The 16,387-nt window shown below is 65.3% G+C and carries 13 protein-coding genes; 4 read left to right on the top strand and 9 right to left on the bottom strand.

Annotated features, from left to right (window positions below; genetic code table 11):
* The first annotated feature begins 150 nt into the window (after positions 1 to 150).
* The gene (locus ACAH01_RS03060) at positions 151 to 942 is read left to right on the top strand and encodes an HpcH/HpaI aldolase/citrate lyase family protein (RefSeq protein ID WP_372480787.1); all 792 of its coding nucleotides are present in this window, start codon (positions 151 to 153) and stop codon (positions 940 to 942) included.
* Between the two features lie 43 nt (positions 943 to 985).
* Here the strand turns inward: ACAH01_RS03060 and ACAH01_RS03055 are convergent, their stop codons facing one another.
* The 3 genes from ACAH01_RS03055 to ACAH01_RS03045 form a co-directional block, all read right to left on the bottom strand.
* Positions 986 to 2,482, bottom strand: coding sequence for a CoA-acylating methylmalonate-semialdehyde dehydrogenase (locus tag ACAH01_RS03055; RefSeq protein ID WP_372480194.1), 1,497 nt, complete (start codon positions 2,480 to 2,482; stop codon positions 986 to 988).
* Positions 2,483 to 2,555: 73 nt separating this feature from the next.
* The gene (locus ACAH01_RS03050; RefSeq protein ID WP_372480193.1) at positions 2,556 to 4,295 is read right to left on the bottom strand and encodes a thiamine pyrophosphate-binding protein; all 1,740 of its coding nucleotides are present in this window, start codon (positions 4,293 to 4,295) and stop codon (positions 2,556 to 2,558) included.
* Between the two features lie 63 nt (positions 4,296 to 4,358).
* Positions 4,359 to 5,336 (bottom strand): TIGR03557 family F420-dependent LLM class oxidoreductase, encoded by a 978-nt coding sequence (locus ACAH01_RS03045; RefSeq protein ID WP_372480192.1) that lies wholly within the window; start codon positions 5,334 to 5,336, stop codon positions 4,359 to 4,361.
* A gap of 170 nt (positions 5,337 to 5,506) precedes the next feature.
* Between ACAH01_RS03045 and ACAH01_RS03040 the strand changes: the two genes are divergently transcribed.
* Positions 5,507 to 6,271, top strand: a complete 765-nt coding sequence (locus ACAH01_RS03040) for an IclR family transcriptional regulator (protein WP_170092611.1) — start codon at positions 5,507 to 5,509, stop codon at positions 6,269 to 6,271.
* 633 nt (positions 6,272 to 6,904) lie between these two features.
* On the opposite strand, the gene ACAH01_RS03035 is transcribed toward ACAH01_RS03040, so the two are convergent.
* From ACAH01_RS03035 to ACAH01_RS03010, 6 genes are all read right to left on the bottom strand, one after another.
* Positions 6,905 to 7,795, bottom strand: coding sequence for a glycerophosphodiester phosphodiesterase (locus tag ACAH01_RS03035; RefSeq protein ID WP_372480191.1), 891 nt, complete (start codon positions 7,793 to 7,795; stop codon positions 6,905 to 6,907).
* A 4-nt stretch (positions 7,796 to 7,799) separates the two neighbouring features.
* Positions 7,800 to 8,939, bottom strand: a complete 1,140-nt coding sequence (locus tag ACAH01_RS03030; protein ID WP_372480190.1) for an ABC transporter ATP-binding protein — start codon at positions 8,937 to 8,939, stop codon at positions 7,800 to 7,802.
* 5 nt (positions 8,940 to 8,944) lie between these two features.
* A complete protein-coding gene (locus tag ACAH01_RS03025) occupies positions 8,945 to 9,820 on the bottom strand; it encodes a carbohydrate ABC transporter permease (RefSeq protein WP_170092613.1) in 876 nt (291 codons plus the stop codon).
* A 5-nt stretch (positions 9,821 to 9,825) separates the two neighbouring features.
* On the bottom strand, positions 9,826 to 10,719 hold the full coding sequence (locus ACAH01_RS03020) for a carbohydrate ABC transporter permease (protein ID WP_372480189.1): 894 nt from the start codon (positions 10,717 to 10,719) through the stop codon (positions 9,826 to 9,828).
* A gap of 29 nt (positions 10,720 to 10,748) precedes the next feature.
* Entirely contained in the window at positions 10,749 to 12,164 is a 1,416-nt protein-coding gene (locus ACAH01_RS03015) for an ABC transporter substrate-binding protein (protein ID WP_372480188.1), read from the bottom strand.
* Positions 12,165 to 12,536: 372 nt separating this feature from the next.
* Positions 12,537 to 13,850, bottom strand: coding sequence for an MgtC/SapB family protein (locus tag ACAH01_RS03010; RefSeq protein ID WP_206039094.1), 1,314 nt, complete (start codon positions 13,848 to 13,850; stop codon positions 12,537 to 12,539).
* A gap of 527 nt (positions 13,851 to 14,377) precedes the next feature.
* Here ACAH01_RS03010 and ACAH01_RS03005 point away from each other — a divergent pair.
* Both ACAH01_RS03005 and ACAH01_RS03000 read left to right on the top strand, forming a co-directional pair.
* Positions 14,378 to 15,619, top strand: coding sequence for an AAA family ATPase (locus ACAH01_RS03005; RefSeq protein WP_372480187.1), 1,242 nt, complete (start codon positions 14,378 to 14,380; stop codon positions 15,617 to 15,619).
* 24 nt (positions 15,620 to 15,643) lie between these two features.
* Positions 15,644 to 16,054, top strand: coding sequence for an EamA family transporter (locus ACAH01_RS03000; protein WP_153554475.1), 411 nt, complete (start codon positions 15,644 to 15,646; stop codon positions 16,052 to 16,054).
* Positions 16,055 to 16,387: the final 333 nt, after the last annotated feature.

Below are 16,387 nucleotides of genomic sequence, written 5' to 3'. Positions count from 1 at the left end.
AATGCGACCGTTGCTACCCAAAATCTGCTAACTAAACACGACCGTGTCCGCGACCCCGTGATTTATTTGCACTGGCGTCCCAGAGAGGAGACGAAGACATACGGCACAGCGACCGGCGAGTGCCCAGGAGTCGCTGTGTCATCCCCACAAATGACACACGTCAAAGACGCAATCGAGGCCGGAGAGTCGCCCCTCGGGACGTGGATCTCCGTCGGCCATCCCACGATCGCAGAGGCGGTAGCACAGCTCGATATCGACTTCCTCCTCGTCGACATGGAGCACACGACGATGGGGTTAGAGACCGTCGAGAGCATCGCGCGGAGCGTCGACGCCGCCGACGGCGAGACGGAGACGGTCGTCCGGGTCCCGTGGAACGATCCCGTCCGACTGAAGCGCGTGGTCGATATCGGCGTCGCTGGCGTCATGGTCCCGATGGTCGGGACGGCCGAAGAAGCCCGCGAACTCGTCCGTGCAGTGCGGTACCCGCCTGACGGCATCAGGGGAATCGCGAGCAGCCGGGCAACAGAGTACGGCCGGAACTTCGAGGAGTACGTCGCGAACGCCAACGGGACGATCCTCACGATCGCACAGATCGAGACCGAGGCGGGACTGGAAAACGCCGCCGAGATCGCCGCCGTCGACGGCGTCGACGCCCTGTTCGTCGGCCCCGCGGACCTCTCGGGTGCGCTGGGGAAGTTCGCGGAGTGGGACTCCCAGTCGCTCACGACCGCCATGGCGTCGGTCATCGAGGCCGGGAACGACGCGGACGTTCCGGTCGGGACGCTGGTCACCGACCTCGACGACATCGACACACGGGTACAGCAGGGCCACGACTTCCTCATCGCCGGGAAAGACGTCGCACTGCTGATGGACGGCGTCGACGAAGCCATCGACCGGTACGACGCCGCTTTCGAGGAGACGACCCCCGCCGAGCAGGACTGACGATCGGCGCGCTCGGTCGGCGTTCGAGGCGGACAGCGTCGGACTAGCTGTACCAGCGCTCGATCTCGATCGTCTTGTCCGTGTAGAAGGCGACGGCGTCCTCGCCCTGCGCGTGGAGGTCACCGAAGAACGACTCCTTGGTGCCACCGAAGTGGAAGAATCCCATCGGCGCGCAGACGCCGACGTTGACGCCGATGTTGCCGGCGTCGACCTCGTATCGGTACTGGCGTGCCTCGCTGCCGTCCTCGGTGAAGATCGAGGAGGCGTTGCCGTACTCCGTACCGTCGACCATCTCGATGGCGTCGTCGAGTGACGGCTGTGCGGCGAGACACAGCACTGGGCCGAAGATCTCGGTCTGGGCGATCTCCATGTCGGCCGTGACGCCCGCCAACAGCGTCGGCCCCAGGAAGTTGCCGTCGGGATAGTCGGGGTGTTCGAAGCCGCGTCCGTCGACGACGACCTCCGCGCCCTCCTCGACGGCCTCGGCGATCAGTTCCGTGACCCGTTCGCGAGACGCGCCGGTGATGAGCGGGCCGACGTCGGTGTCTTCCTCGAGGCCACGTCCGACGGTCAGGTCCTCGACCGCGTCGACGAGAGCGCCACGCAGTTCGTCGTACACGTCACCGACGGCGACGACCACGTCGTTGGCCAGGCAGCGCTGCCCGGCGTTGGCGTAGCCCGAGCCGACGATGTTTGGCACCGACTGGTCGAGTTCGGCCGACGGCGTGACGACCGCGAAGTTCTTCGCGCCGCCCTGGGCCTGGACGCGCTTGCCGTGCTGGGCGGCGGTCTCGTAGACGTGTCGAGCGACCGGCGTCGAACCGACGAACGAGACGCCCTCGATGCCGTCGTGTTCCAGCAGCGCGTCGACCGTCTCGACGCCGCCGTTGACGAGATTGACGACGCCGTCGGGGAACTCGACGGCTTCGATCGCCTCGAAGATGAGCTGTGCGGTGAGGGGCACCTTCTCGCTGGGCTTGAGGACGAAGGTGTTCCCCGTCGCGACCGCGTAGGGGAGGAACCACAGCGGGATCATCGACGGGAAGTTGAACGGCGTGACGGCGGCGAAGGTCCCCAGTGGCTGGCGGACGGCCGTCTCGTCCATCCCAGGGGCGACGTCTTCGACGGTCCCGCTGGCCTCGCGGAGCATGTTCGGGATGCCGGTGGCGACTTCGACGTTCTCGATCCCGCGGCGGATCTCCCCGCGGGCCTCCGCGACGGTCTTGCCGTGCTCCCGAGAGAGCGCGTGCGCGATCTGTGCTTCCCGCGCTTCCAGTTCGTGTTTCAGGTCGAAGAGGTACTGGACCCGCTCGACGGGTGGCGTTCGCCGCCACTCCTCGAAGGCGTCGTTGGCCGTCTGGACTGCGTCGTCGACGTCGTCGGCGCTGGAAAACGGTACGTCGGCGAGGGACTCTCCGGTGGCCGGATCGACGACCGGCTGGCCGTCCGCCGACCCGGACGCCCACTCGCCGCCGACGTAGTTCCGGACGGCGTCGGGGATCGCAGTCGCTGCTGGGGGCTGCTCGTGCTTGCGTGTCATGCGTTGATGGAGTCAGGACGAGACCACATAGATGTTACGACAGCCGGGACCGCCGGCAGCGCGCGGCCGAGGCTTACTCCTGGAGGTCCGCGAGATCCCACTCGCCGGTGACGATCGCGCCGGAGTCGGGGTTGTCGGGCTCGACGACCGCCTCGACCATCGCGGGCCCGTCGTGGGCGACCGCGTCTTCGAGGGCGGCGTCGAGGTTCTCGGGCTTGACGACGCGCTCGGCGTAGTCGAGGTTGAACGAGTCGGCCATCGCCATGTAGTCGACCCCGGCGTCCTCGTCGAACTCCGTGTTGAGGACGCGGTCCCAGCCGTACTTGTCGACCTGGAGGTTCCGGATCGACTTCCAGCCGCGGTTGTTGAGGACCAGGTAGGTCACGTCGACGCCGTGTTCGACGGCCGCGGCCACCTCCTGGTTACACATCAGGAAGCTCCCGTCGCCCTCGATGTCGACGACGGGGCTGCCGGGCTTGCCGAGTTTGGCACCGATCGCCGCCGAGACGCCAAAGCCCATCGTCGAGAAGCCGCCACAGGAGACGTTCGTCCGGGGCTCGTACACCGGGAACTCGGGGTTGACCGTCTCCTGGGGCTGGCCGGCACTGGAGACGACGACGCCGTCTCTGGGCAACACCTCGCGCAGCGACGCCAGCACGCGGGAGATGCTCATCGGGACGCTGTCGTCGTCCCAGCGTTCCCGGACCATCGCCGCCCACTCGTCCCACAGCTCCTGGATCTCCGCGTAGTAGTCGTTGTCGTCGGTCGAGACCGGCTCCATCCGCTCGCGCAGTTGCTCGGTGAGCTGGCGAGTGACCACCTTCGCGTCGCCCTGGATGCCGACCTCGATGGGGTAGTTCTTCCCGATCTCCTGGGGGTCGATGTCGACGTGGATCAGCTTGCTCGGCGGGATCTCGAAGCTGACGCCCGCCTCGAACGACGAGGTGTGCATATCGGTGAAGCGACAGCCGACGGCGAGGATCGTGTCGGCGTTGGACGCGAGTTCGTTCCCGGCCGTCGAGCCGATCCACCCCGCGTAGCCGACGAACAGGTCGTGGTCCTCGGGGATGATCCCCTTGGCCTGGAACGTCGGGACGACGGGTGCCTGGAGGTGTTCGGCCAGCGCTTGCACCTCGTCCCAGGCCTCCGCGAGCATCGTCCCGCCGCCGGGAACGATCACCGGCCGATCGGCCTCGGCCAGCAGCGTCGCGGCCTCCGAGACCGTCTCCGGATCGCCGCCGGGCCGGCTGTGAGGCCGGTGCTGGGTGGGTTCGGGCAGCGTCACGTCGGCGGCAGCGCCCTGTACGTCCATCGGCACGTCGACGTGAACCGGACCCGGACGGCCGGAGCGGGCGATCTGGAAGGCCCGCCGGAGCACGCGTGGGAGCTGCTCGACGGAGCTGACCTCGAAGCTCTGTTTCGTGACCGGCTCCATGACGCTCGGGAAGTCGCCGGGCTTCTGGCGTTCGATCTCCTGGAGGATCCCCTGGCCGTACTCGTGGGTCTGTGGCGCGCCGGTGAAGACGACCATCGGGATCGAGTCGACGTAGGCCGTCGCGACGCCGGTGACCGTGTTGGTCGCGCCGGGGCCGATCGAGGTGAAGACGGCCAGTGGCTCGCCGGTCACGCGGGCGTACCCGTCTGCGAGGTGAGCGGCACCTTGCTCGTGACGCGGTTGGACGACCGATACGTCGGAGTCGTTGAAGGCGTCGAGCAGGTTCGTGCTCCCGTGGCCGGGAATCCCGACGAGGTACTCGACGCCCTCCTTCTCCAGATACGTGGCGATAATCTCGCCACCGTTCATTCGAGACATCTCGTGCGTACCGACGGAACCCCAATTATTAAACGTACCTCAAAGCGGCCGGCCCGATGACGCTCACAGCGACGGGATGACCTCGTCGCCCATCACCTCGAAGAACCGTTCCGGCTCCGGACTGGTGTTGCCGAGCGCGATCCGGTCGAAGCCCATCTCCGCGTACGCTTCGAGCTGGCCGGCGATCTCGGCCGGGTCGTCGGCGATGAGGAACTTCGCCTCGACCTGTTCGCGCGTGGCCTTCTCCCCCTCGCGCTCGATCGCCTTCGGGTTCGCCAGCGCGCGGTCGAAGACGTCCTGTGTGGTCGCCCACCACGGTCGGGTCGATTCGCGTGCCCGCTCGCGGTCCTCGTCGTAGGACGCGATCACGAGCAGCGTCGTCTCGATCTGGTCGGGGTCTCGGCCGGCGTCTGTCGCGTACCGCCTGATCGCCGGGTACATCCGTTCCGTGTACTCCTCGCCGGTCTTGACCGTGATGAACCCGTCCCCGTACTCGCCGGTCAGCGACGCCGTGCTGGGACCGTTGGCCGCGATCTGTACCTCGGGTCGTTCGTCGGGCATCGTGTAGAGGCGGGCGTCGTCGACCTCGTAGTGCTCGCCCTCGTAGCTGTAGAAGCCGTCGTTCTCCCAGAGCCCGTGGACGATCTCCAGCGTCTCTTCGAGGCGGTTGCGCCGGACGTCGTAGTCGGGCCACTCGTGTCCGAGCGGTTTCTCGTTCATCGCCTCGCCGGTCGACAGCCCGAGGACGACCCGCTCGTCGTGCATCGACTGGAGCGTGGCGAAGGCCTGGGCGACCAGCGCTGGGTGGTAGTGTTCGCCTGCCGGCGTCACGCACGTCCCGACCGGGAGGTCGACGCGCTCGATCGCCGCCCCGAGCCACGACCACGCGAACCCCGCCTCTGCGTCCGTGTGAAACCAGGGGTGGAAGTGGTCCGAGGTCCAGACGAAGTCAAAGCCGTTCGCCGCAGCGAGCTCGGAGAATTCCAGTAGCTCCGACGGACTGTACTGCTCCTGGTGGGCCATGTAATCGACTGCGACCATCGTATCCCGGGATTTCGGCGAGAACCGTATAGCCTTTTCCCTGTGGGACAGAACGCCGTGGTGTCGCGTCGAGCGTCGCCGCCACTCGACGGTCCGTTCGGATACCACGAACGTACCACACCGTTCGCACTAGCCGAACGACTATGTATCAGTAGCCTGTACGGCCGGGCATGGCCAGCGAGCACCAGTCCCGAACGGTGGACGCGGTACAGACGAGCCTGAACATCATCGAGTTCCTCCAGTCGGTCGAGAGCGCCGGGATCACGGAGATCGCCGACGCGGTGAACCGATCGAAAGGGACGGTCCACGGACACATGGCGACGCTCGTCGACAACGAATACGTCGTGAACGACGACGGCACGTACCGGCTGAGCCTCCAGTATCTCGACCTCGCAGAGACGGTCAAAGACCGCCTCCAGATCTACGACGTGGTGCGCAAGGAACTGGACGATCTGGCAGAGGAGTGTGGAGAGCTCGCGCAGTTCGCCACCGAGGAGCACGGAAAGGCGGTGTACATCTACAAGACCGAGGGCGAAGACGCCGTCCAGACCGCGTCGTCGGTCGGCAACCGGGCGCATCTCCACTGTCTCTCGCTGGGCAAGGCGATGCTCGCACGGATGGACGAGAGCCGGGTGGAAGCGATCGTCGACGAGCACGGACTGCCGGCGTTCACCGACGCGACGATCACCACCCGGCCGGAGCTGTTCGACGAACTCGAAGCGATACGCGAGCGCGGCTACGCCTTCGACCGCGAAGAGCGCATCGAGGGGCTTCGCTGTGTCGCCGCTCCGATCACGATGAACGACGAAGTGATGGGCGCGATCAGCATCTCCGGGCCGGCCAGTCGCTTCAGCGGACCGCTGTACGAAGACGAACTCCCGAACCTGGTGACGCGGTCGGCCAACGTCATCGAGATCAACGCGCAGTTCTCCTGATACCGTCGGCCCTACGTCTGTACGATAGTGCCGCATCGAGGACCAGACCGGCCAGCCGTCGAGCGGTGGCGAAGGTCGTTCGTCTCTCGCAAACAATTTGCCGTCGCTCAGCGACCGGCGGTCGTCTCAGCGACGCCACACAGAGTTTATCAGGAATAATCACGGTGTTTCGACAATAGAATAACACGAGTACCGTTGATACGGGATTGTTTCAGCCCCGTCGATTCGCAGAGAACTCGTCGAGCGCCATCTCGTTTGGGAGTGCCGAACGTCCGCGATGTCGTGACGCCGAGGGCGGTGTGGAGAGACAGCGAGCGTTTCCTCCAGCGTCCCGCAGCACGACCGTCGAGACCCCAGATATCGGGCACCGTCTCGGCGCGGCTCGCGATCGATCAGCCGCGGGCTCTCGACGCAACCGGCGGGGCAACTGTCAACAGAACGGGACTCTCACGACGTTTTTGTTCGATCTTCCCGAACAGCGCTCGACGACTCGACGCCGGTTTCGGACGGTGCAGGGCGTTGTAGAACAGGGACGGCAGACGGTTCGCGGTCGTGGTTCGGACGGTGAGCGATCGTACGAGGTTCGCGACTCGGGCCGGGGCGTCGTCGTGGCCGTTCAGCCGACCGTCTCGATCACTCCGTCAGGAGGTCCCACCGATCGACGAACAGTCCGTCGACGCCCGCGTCGACGAGTCGTCTGGCGGTCTCCGAGTCGTCGACGGTCCACGTGTTCACCTCGAACCCCTCGGCGTGTGCCCGCTCGACGAAGTCGGTGTCGAGAGCGAGGTCGACGCCGGGGTTGACTGCCACGCAGTCCATCTCGTCGGCGAAAGAGAGGCTCCGTTCCGGCGCGTCACTGACGAGGAAGGCGAGTGCCGCGTCGTCGTCGCGCTCGCGAATCTCCCGGAGCGCGTCCGGCGAGAACGACGAGAAGAGAACCTCGTTGTCGCACTCGTCGGCGGCGGCAACGACCTCCTCGGCCATGCCGTCGTGCTTGAGCTCGATGTTGACTGCCGTGTCCGACGGGACCGCCGACAGGAACGCCGAGAGTCGCGGGATAGTCTCCTCGGAGTCGAGGATCGTGAGCTCGCGCAGCTTCGCCCAGTCGGTCGTCGCGACCGATCCCGTCGCGTCGGTCAGCCGGTCGAGTTCGTCGTCGTGGAACACGACGAGTTCCCCGGAGCCACACCGCTGTACGTCGAACTCGATCATGTCGACGTGTGGCGCGGACTGCTCGACGGCGAGGATCGTGTTCTCTGGGTACTGGTCGGCACAGCCGCGGTGACCGATGAGCCGAACGTCGTCCTCCCGAGTGCTCGAACCCGTCTCGGTTCCGGGACCCGAGCCCCCGGTACAGCCCGCGAGGAACGTGGCGAGACCTCCGAGGCCCGACTGGACGAGTCCGCGCCGTCCCATCGGGAGCGAGAGCGGGCGAGTCGGACTCGCGCCGTCGTGCCAGGCTGCGGTGAGAGAGGCTGCCGGCGCGTCCGCACACGCGACACCGTTCGCGAATGGTTGCCACATCGTGTTACTCCGTGACCACCGCTTCGGACTTCGTCGCTTCGGGAGCCGTCGAGTGATACAGCGCGTCGCCCGACCGGGCGTCGAAGAGGTGGAGACGATCCGGATCGAATCCGACCTCGATCGTCTCGCCCGGCTGGATCTCGCTGCGTGGCTCGACTTTGACGTGGATCTCGTCGTCGCCGAGCTGGCAGTGCAGCAACAACAACTCGCCGAGCGGTTCCCTGACCGTGGTCTCGACCGTGAACGTCTCCGCGTCGTCGGGCAGGTTCGAGGCCAGCGAGATGTCCTCCGGTCGAACGCCCATCGACACCGAGGAGTCGCTCGCGGCGTCGAGGCCCTCGCCGTCGGGGAGCGGGATGGTGAAGCCGGCGTGGTCGGCGACGTAGTGTCCGTTGCGCTCGTGGACGTCCACGGAGAACACGTTCATCGCCGGCTCGCCGATGAACTCCGCGACGAACCGGTTGGCCGGGAAGTCGTACAGCTCCTGGGGTGGCGCGACCTGCTGTAGTTCGCCCGCGTCGAGGACGGCGACGCGGTCGCCGAGCGTCATCGCCTCGGTCTGGTCGTGGGTGACGTAGACCGTCGAGGAGTCGAGTTCCTCGTGGAGCCTGAGCAGTTCGGCGCGCATCTGGACCCGGAGCTTGGCGTCGAGATTCGAGAGGGGCTCGTCGAGCAGGAACACCTCCGGCTCGCGGACGATCGCGCGGCCGATGGCGACGCGCTGGCGCTCCCCACCGGAGAGCTCCTTTGGCTTGCGCTCGAGGAGGTCGGCGATGTCGAGTGTCTCGGCGGCCTCCTCGACGCGCTGGTCGATCTCCTCGGTGGAGAAGTCGCTGACCGACTTCATGCCGAACTTCATGTTCTCGGCGGCGGTCATGTGGGGGTACAGCGCGTAGTTCTGGAACATCATCGCGATGTCCCGGTCTTTCGGCGGTACGTCGTTGACGACCTCGTCGTCGATCCGCAGGGTCCCGGCCGTGATGTCTTCGAGCCCCGCGATCATCCGCAGCGTCGTCGACTTGCCACACCCCGACGGACCGACCAGGACGAGGAACTCCCCGTCCTGTGCTTCCAGATCGATACCCTTGACTGCGAGTACGTCGTCGTACTGTTTCTCGAGATCTGTGAGTTGTATCCTTGCCATAGTAATCACTTCCGTTGGACAGCGAACGTCTGCAGGAGCGGTCGGTGAAGCACGATCAAGACGACCAGCGGCGGCAGCAGGGCGATACAGGCACCTGCCATGATCAGGCCCCAGGGCGTCAGTCCGGCCTGTGCCGAACCCTGGAGGTAGCTGATCCCGACCTGAACCACCTGCGAACTCTTGTCGTTGACCGCGACGAGCGGCCAGAGGAACTGGTTCCACGAGTAGATGTAGGTGATGACACAGACGCCAGCGATCATCCCCTTCGACATCGGGATCAGGACCTTGAACAGGAATTTGGCCGGTCCGATCCCGGTCATCCGGGCCGTCTCGACCAGCGAACTCGGGATCGACATGAAGTGCTGGCGGAACAGGAACACGGCGGTCGCGCTGGCGATGTACGGTCCCGTCAGTGCGAGCATCGTGTTCGTCCACCCCAGGTCCGCCATCAACTGGAACAGCGGGACGATACGGACCGGCACCGGCAACAGCAGCGTCAGGAGGATGAACATGAACACCGCACGCTCGTAGGGGAGTTCGTAGTAGACCAGCGCCAGCGCCGCCAGCAGCGAGATACCGACCTTGCCGACGACGATGATGATGCTCATCACGAACGAGTTGAGCAGGTACGTGGTGAACTGGTACTCCGAGAGGACCGTCTGGTAGTTCGACAGCCCCTGACTCCCCAGGCCGAGGTTCGTCACCTCGTACACCTCGGAGGTCGTCTGCGTGCTCATGATGATCGCGAGCAAGAGCGGGGCCGCCATCGCGACGATCGAGAGGATGATCCCGACGTGCATCGCCAGGTTGTCGGGCAGTCGCTGGCTGATCGTCCGTGATTCGTCGACGGGCGTTGAGTCTGTTTCCGTTGTAGTTGCCATCGTAGTCACGCTCCGTACTGTGCGTGGCCCTCGGTGGCCCTGAGCTGGATGTACATCAGGATCGCCACGAGGACGAACAGGATAACGGACTCGGCAGACGCCAGCCCGTAGTTACTGAACTCGAACGCGTCACGGTACAGCTTGAAGATCAGCAGATTCGTCGCCCCGCTCGGGCCACCGCTGGTCATCAGATCGACCAGCGGGAACGTCGAGAAGAACGAGTAGATCGTGTTCATCACGACGAGGAAGATCAGCGTCGGCGAGATCAGCGGCACGTACACCTTGTACAGCATCTTGAGCCGGCCGACCCCGTCGAGCTGAGCGCTCTCGGTCAGCGTCTCCGGGATGTTGTTGAGCGCGGCGACCATGAAGATGATGTTGTACCCCAACTGCTTCCAGATGGCGACGATCGCCAGCACGGCGAAGGCCTGTGGCCCGCTGTTGAACCAGTCCAGCGTCCAGGGAGTCAACAGTTCGAGGTAGTGGGTGAAGATCCCGAGGTTCGGGTGGAGCAGGAAGTTCAGCAGGATCGCCGCCACTGCGGGCGGGAGCGCGTACGGCCAGATCGCCGCGACGAGGTACGACGACGAGCCGAGGTCGACGTCGAACAGCATGTAGCTGATCAACAGCGACAACACCAGCGTCCCGATCACGACGACGCCCGCGAACAGGACAGAGACCACGAAGCTGTTCCGGTAGGTCGACGACGTGGCCAGTTCCACGAAGTTGTTGATGCCCGTCCACCTGAGATCCTGTCCGAGGAACGCCGACTCGTACAGGCTCAGCCGAAACGTCTCCAGTGACGGGTAGTACAGGAACGCGACGAGCACGACGACCGTCGGCAGTAGCAGCGCCGCTGCCTGGAGCTTTGAATCGAATGGTTTCGTCTGTTCTGCCATAGTTGAGCAATAAAAGTTCGCGCTCGCGGTTACTCCTCTCCGCTGTAGTTGCCGGAGTAGCTCGACAGGGTCTCCTGGACTTGGGTGTCCATCTTCGAGAGTCCCTCCTCGACGCCGACGTTCCCGTTGAGGATGCTGACCGAGATCTCCGTGTTGATACTACGCGCTTCCGGGAAGACGCCCATCACCGCACCACGCGTCGCGGGCGAGTCCTTGGTGTCCTGCAACTGATCGAAGGCCGTACGGAAGTCGGGGTTCTCCTCGAACCAGCCGTCGCTCTCGAGTTGGTCGACGGCACTCTGGCTCACCGGGAAGTACCCGCTGTTGCGGTGCCAGCGAGCCTGCTGTTCGGGCTGGACCATGTAGGCGATGAACTTGCCGGCGGCCTCTTTCTTCTCGTCGGCGAGGGCGTCGGGCACCCACAGCGAGCCGCCGCCGATGACGACGCCGTTGTTGGCACCGTCCGGTGCGGGCAGGTACGCCGATCCGAGTTCGAAGCCGTTCTCCTCTGCACCGGCCTTCATCGAGACCATGTTCGACGTGGAGTCCCACAGCATCGGGACCTGGCCCGTGAGGAACGCCTGTCGTGCCTCGGACCACGCCTCGATGCCCGGGTTCAGGTACAGGTCGTCGTCGGCCATGCCCTTCCACCACTCGTAGACGTTGCGACCGGCCTCGCTGTTGTAGTAGGTCTTGTCGGCACGGCCGGCACGACCGTTCTCCTTGTTGAGCAGCACCTGGTCTTGCTTCGCGAACTGCTGTTCGATCTGCATCCAGGAGTGGTTCGGCCAGGAGATGCCGGCCTCCATGTCGGTCTGGTCGACGATCGTCTCTGCGGCGCTGCGCACGCCGGAGAGGCTCCGTGGCGGATCCTCCGGATCCAGTCCCGCCTCCTCGAACGCCGTCTTGTTGTACAGCATGATCGTGTTCGAGGAGTTGAACGGCATCGAATTGAGTTCGCCGTCGATGCGGTAGTAGCTCGACACCGACGGGAGGAGATCGTCGAAGTCGACCGCACCGTCGGGGATGACCTGCTCGATCGGCGTGAAGGCCCCGCTGTCGAGACACAGCTGTGTCCCAACCTCGAAGATCTGGGCGATGCCCGGCGGGTCGCCGGCGCGCGAGGCCTGCAGGGACTGGTTGAGGTTCTGGCGGTAGCCGTCTTTGCTAACCGCGTTGACCGTCACGCCGTCGTTCTGTTCGGAGAACTCCTGAGCGAACTGGCTCAGCGTCTCGCCGAGTTCGTCGCCGTGGATGTGCCAGAAGTCGAACGTCAGGTCGCTGCTCCCGCCGCTGTCGCCGGTGGAAGCGCCGTCGCTGCCGCCGTCGCCGCCGTCACCGCCGTCGCTACCACCGTCGCCGCCGTCTCCGGAACAGCCCGCGAGTCCGACAATTGTTGCTGCACCGATTCCTCTAACGTAGTCTCTGCGAGTCGGTTTCTTCATCTCCACCCCCAGAGTTGTAGTAATAGAATATAATTCTTTGGTAGGTTTGTCATTCATGTTCGATCGTTTAGGTCCCAATTACCCCGCTGGCTACCAGTTATCGGGCCAGTGGCGGGGAGTCCCATCGACGATGCCGCCGGGCCGAACCGGGACAGAGAGCATTTGTTCGTTGTCACGAACCGATCACGTCCGCGAACTCGGGCGACTCGATGCGACGGCGAACGCCGACGATGCTGTCATCACCCGAGAGTGGTCGGGATGGTCGTAAATGGATTTATAATAGGAGTCCCCAATCTGCGTGGCGATTCCGTCGGGGAACGAACCGATACGTTCGGTTATTGTTGGGTATAGATCGTCCAGAGGGGCGGACCGCTACAGGAACAGGATCACGATGCCGCCGAAGACGACCCCGACAGCAATGAGGACGACGTTCCAGATCATCACCGGCCGAACCAGGTCCCAGTCGATCGTCGCAGCGAAGACGACTTTCACCAGGATGCTCGCCAGCGTCCCGGCGATGACGCCCGCGACCGCGAGGTCGCTGCTGATCTGGTCGGTCGCGACGAGCGTCACTGCCGTGGCCGTCGCGGTGCCACTGGAGATCAGGCCGGCGAGGAACGAAGTGGTGAGGAATCCGTTCGCGCCGAAGGTGGCCTCGGCCCCCGCAGACACCACGAGCACGGCCAGGAACAGGCCACCGAACACCAGCGCGTTCCGCAGGCTGAAGGGTGAGGTGAGCTGGGCCTCGAAGTCCTGGTCCAGGTCGCTGACGAACAGCGACAGCCCGATACCGGTGACGGTGATCGCACCGAGTGGAACGCCGACGATGATCGCCGACTCGGGCATGAACGGGACGACGACGAGTGCGTTGCGAAACGCCATCGCGGCGTTGCTGATGAGGATCGCGCCGACGGCGAGGTTGCGCAGCGACGGCTGCTGTTTCGCTCGCTGGGCCATCTCGGCGATCACCGCGGTCGAGTTGACGAGGCCGCCGAAAAAGCCCGTCGCGATGAACCCCCGACCGCGGTAGCGCTTGACCAGCACGTAGTTGACCAGCCCGATCCCGCTGACCGCGATGACGAGCAGCCAGACCGTTCTGGGTTCGATGGCGTTCCACGGACCAAAGGCCTCGTCTGGCAACAGGGGGTAGACGACGAACGCGAGGATCGCGAACTCGGTGGCGCTCTGCATCTCCTCTTTGGACAGGCCCCACGCGAACTCGTGGAGCTCTCGCTTGAGCACGAGCAACAGCGACGAGAGGACGGCGATCGTCACGCTTTCGATGAGGAATCCCTGGGTGACGAGGATCCCCACGCCGTAGGCGACGAACATCGAGGCCGACGTGGTCAACGAGAGACTGGCTTCGGACGCGGAGCTGAGGAGGCTCTGGACGGCCAGCAGGACGCTCATCGTGATCACGAGCAACGCGCCGGCCACGAGCAAGAGCGGTTCGCCGGTGATCGAGAGGATCGCGCCAAGAAGCGTCAGGAGCGCGAACGTCCGGATCCCGGCGTTCTTCTCAGACCACTCGCGTTCGAGCCCGAGGAACATCCCCAGCAGAACCGCGAGGCCCAACTGGACGACTTCGGGACTGATCTGTTCGAAGGCGAAGCTCTGGCCGTCGAGACCGCCGATCTGCAGGACGGACAGCACGGCTCCGGCGGCGTCTGTCAGTGGTTCCAACATGGTCCCTATCCGCGATCACTCCGGCTTGGAGACGCCCGATCGTCGTTCGACCGTTCGATCCAGAGTGGCGTGTCGGCTTCCGAACGTCGCAAAGAACGCCGTCGGAGCCCCCAGTTTCGGGGGGACCCCGGCAGTAAAGCTGCTCGGCGGCGGCATTTTTGACTCATACACTGCCGCTATCAGTATGGATATATATTAACCTTTGTCTATGTTTGTCTCGGGAGACCAATATACCAGTCACCCGACGCACACGTCCGCCCCGATCGGCAGATCCCGCCACCGGGCCGACGGAGACGGTCGCGACGGCGGTGAGCGACGGCAGCGGGCGGACAGCGAGCCGCGACAGAGACCGAACTACGCATGACAGACCACACGAGACGACAGACAGACGCGAGCAGGGAACAGCCGACGGCTCCGCCCCGGCATCGCAGCCGTCGTGGACAGCGCAGAGAGCCACAGCGGTCGCCACCGCGGCCCGCGTCGTCCCGGAGCGACGGCGACCGGCCGCCAAAGCGTGGCAACGACCGATGAACTTCGAAGACCGCATCCAGCGGCGGTATCGCAGTCGGGCGGGGACCGAGCGCGTCGTCGACCGGGCAGTGCTGTCGCCGACGACCCACCTGGCGGAGCCGACCGGCCGTGGCCCACTGCTGGAGCTCGTCCTCGACCAGCTCGACCCGATCTTCGCCGGTGAGCTCCCCCAGGACACGTACGTGTGGGGAGAGCGGGGGACGGGCAAGTCCGCCATCTTGGCGGCGCTGGTTCACCACCTCGACAGACACCCGCGCCCGCTGGGCCAGCTGATTCGGACGACCGCAGGGACCCACTCGCCACCGGTCCCCGAACTCGTCTACGTCGATACCCACCGGACCACGAGCGGGTTCGAGTTCTACGCGACAGTGCTCGACCGCCTCACAGACGAGCCGGCACCACAGCGGGGCGTCGGCATCGAGGCGGTCCGAGACGAACTCGACGCGGTGCTGGCGGAGCGACCGGTCGTCCCGATCGTCGATCACCTCACGGCGTCCAGACACGTGACCCCGGAGCGGGTGGCGACGCTGTTCGACCGGTTGGCCGCAGATGTCGGCTGGGTCGGTGTCGGTCGGTCGCCGCCAGCGGCCCTCGAGTGGACGCCGCCGGCCACGATCGAGTTCACGCCGTACGAGACGAGCTCGCTGGTCGACGTTCTCATGACACGTGCCGACGACGCACTCGGCCAGCACGCGCTGGGCCACGAGCACGCCCAGCGTCTCGCCGAGTGGGCCGACGGCGACGCGAACGACGCGCTCGCGGCGCTGTTCGTCGCCGCCGACGCCGCCCTGCGGGCAGAAAGCGAGCAGATCGAGGACGCACACGTCACCACCGGCATCGCGGACGTTCCCACCCAGGCGGTCTCACTCACCCGCGTGTTCGCGCTGTCGGCGGACTGCCAGTCGGTCCTGCGAGAACTCGTCGCGCTCGACCCCGACCGCCATCCGACCGTCGACGCGGCGGCGGCAGCGATCACCGACCGGGACCCGATCGACCTCTCGACGAGGACAGTACGGCGGTTCCTCCGAGAGCTGGCGACGGACGGCGTGCTCGAACGGACGCGCAGCTCGGGCGGGAACCGGGGAACTCCCCCCGAGCTACTCGAACCGCGCTTCTCTCCGATTCTGTTCAAGCGGCTGTACGACCACACGCGATCGCCCGACGAGACGACCGCGGTGTCCCACTCTGTCAGGTCGATCACCGCGACAGCACCGTCCCGAACAGAGAGTGAGCGTTAAGTAACGGGATTACAACATCCGAGTATGTCTCTCGATTCGACCGGCTACGCCGCTGTCGCGATGGTCTCGTGGGGCCTGTGGGCGGTGTTCGTCGAGCTCGCGATGTCGCGGTCGAGCCACCGTCCGGTCCTGTTGCTCTCGTATGGCTTCGCCGCCGTCCTCGTCGTCGGCTACTCGGCGACGACCGGAGCGGGGTTCGACATCTCGGCGTCGGTGGTGGCGTTGAGCCTCGCGGGCGGCCTGTTTGCCGGCGGTGGGACGCTCGCGTACTATCTCGCACTGGAGCACGGCGGCGTGGGAACGGCGACGACGATCACCGCACTCTACTTCGTCGTCGCGGCCATCATCGGCGTGACGTTGCTCGACGAACCGCTGTCGGCCTCGAAGGTGGTGGGCATCGGACTGGCGGTCGCGAGCGTGGTCCTGATCTCCTGATACTACCGGCTGTAAATCTGTGACCGATTTCGCCACCCCGGGGTGGCGAAGATCTTCACGAAGGTACAGCCGGCAGTATGACACGGAGTCCCGTCGTCGTGTTCTCGGTCGGCCGAACGCCGTCGTGTGGTCGATCCGGGACAGCCGACAGTACTCCGGATGGGCCAGATTGGGGCAGATATCGCAGTCGAGCGCGCAATTTCACACACTCGACCGCGAAGCCGGCTGTGATGCCCCAGCGACAGACAGAGTGCAGCGAAGAGAGCCCATCTGCGTGTGGGTTCGCGTCGTTCGGCACAGAAGCCATCGACGTAGTCATCGTTCCACATCTCC

Source organism: Halomicrobium sp. HM KBTZ05 (assembly GCF_041530035.1).
In the GTDB taxonomy this organism is placed as follows: Archaea; Halobacteriota; Halobacteria; order Halobacteriales; family Haloarculaceae; genus Halomicrobium.
Note: the sequence above shows the minus strand (reverse complement) of the source record. Positions and strands in the feature narration are given on the sequence as shown.

Excerpts from the sequence above, each read along its gene's own strand:
- ACAH01_RS03060 (WP_372480787.1), top strand. The coding sequence starts at position 151 with ATGACACACGTCAAAGACGCAATCGAGGCCGGAGAGTCGCCCCTCGGG.
- ACAH01_RS03020 (WP_372480189.1), bottom strand. The coding sequence starts at position 10,719 with ATGGCAGAACAGACGAAACCATTCGATTCAAAGCTCCAGGCAGCGGCG.
- ACAH01_RS03010 (WP_206039094.1), bottom strand. The coding sequence starts at position 13,850 with ATGTTGGAACCACTGACAGACGCCGCCGGAGCCGTGCTGTCCGTCCTG.
- ACAH01_RS03035 (WP_372480191.1), bottom strand. The coding sequence starts at position 7,795 with ATGTGGCAACCATTCGCGAACGGTGTCGCGTGTGCGGACGCGCCGGCA.
- ACAH01_RS03050 (WP_372480193.1), bottom strand. The coding sequence starts at position 4,295 with ATGTCTCGAATGAACGGTGGCGAGATTATCGCCACGTATCTGGAGAAG.
- ACAH01_RS03030 (WP_372480190.1), bottom strand. The coding sequence starts at position 8,939 with ATGGCAAGGATACAACTCACAGATCTCGAGAAACAGTACGACGACGTA.
- ACAH01_RS03025 (WP_170092613.1), bottom strand. The coding sequence starts at position 9,820 with ATGGCAACTACAACGGAAACAGACTCAACGCCCGTCGACGAATCACGG.
- ACAH01_RS03000 (WP_153554475.1), top strand. The coding sequence starts at position 15,644 with ATGTCTCTCGATTCGACCGGCTACGCCGCTGTCGCGATGGTCTCGTGG.
- ACAH01_RS03055 (WP_372480194.1), bottom strand. The coding sequence starts at position 2,482 with ATGACACGCAAGCACGAGCAGCCCCCAGCAGCGACTGCGATCCCCGAC.
- ACAH01_RS03045 (WP_372480192.1), bottom strand. The coding sequence starts at position 5,336 with ATGGTCGCAGTCGATTACATGGCCCACCAGGAGCAGTACAGTCCGTCG.
- ACAH01_RS03040 (WP_170092611.1), top strand. The coding sequence starts at position 5,507 with ATGGCCAGCGAGCACCAGTCCCGAACGGTGGACGCGGTACAGACGAGC.
- ACAH01_RS03005 (WP_372480187.1), top strand. The coding sequence starts at position 14,378 with ATGAACTTCGAAGACCGCATCCAGCGGCGGTATCGCAGTCGGGCGGGG.
- ACAH01_RS03015 (WP_372480188.1), bottom strand. The coding sequence starts at position 12,164 with ATGAAGAAACCGACTCGCAGAGACTACGTTAGAGGAATCGGTGCAGCA.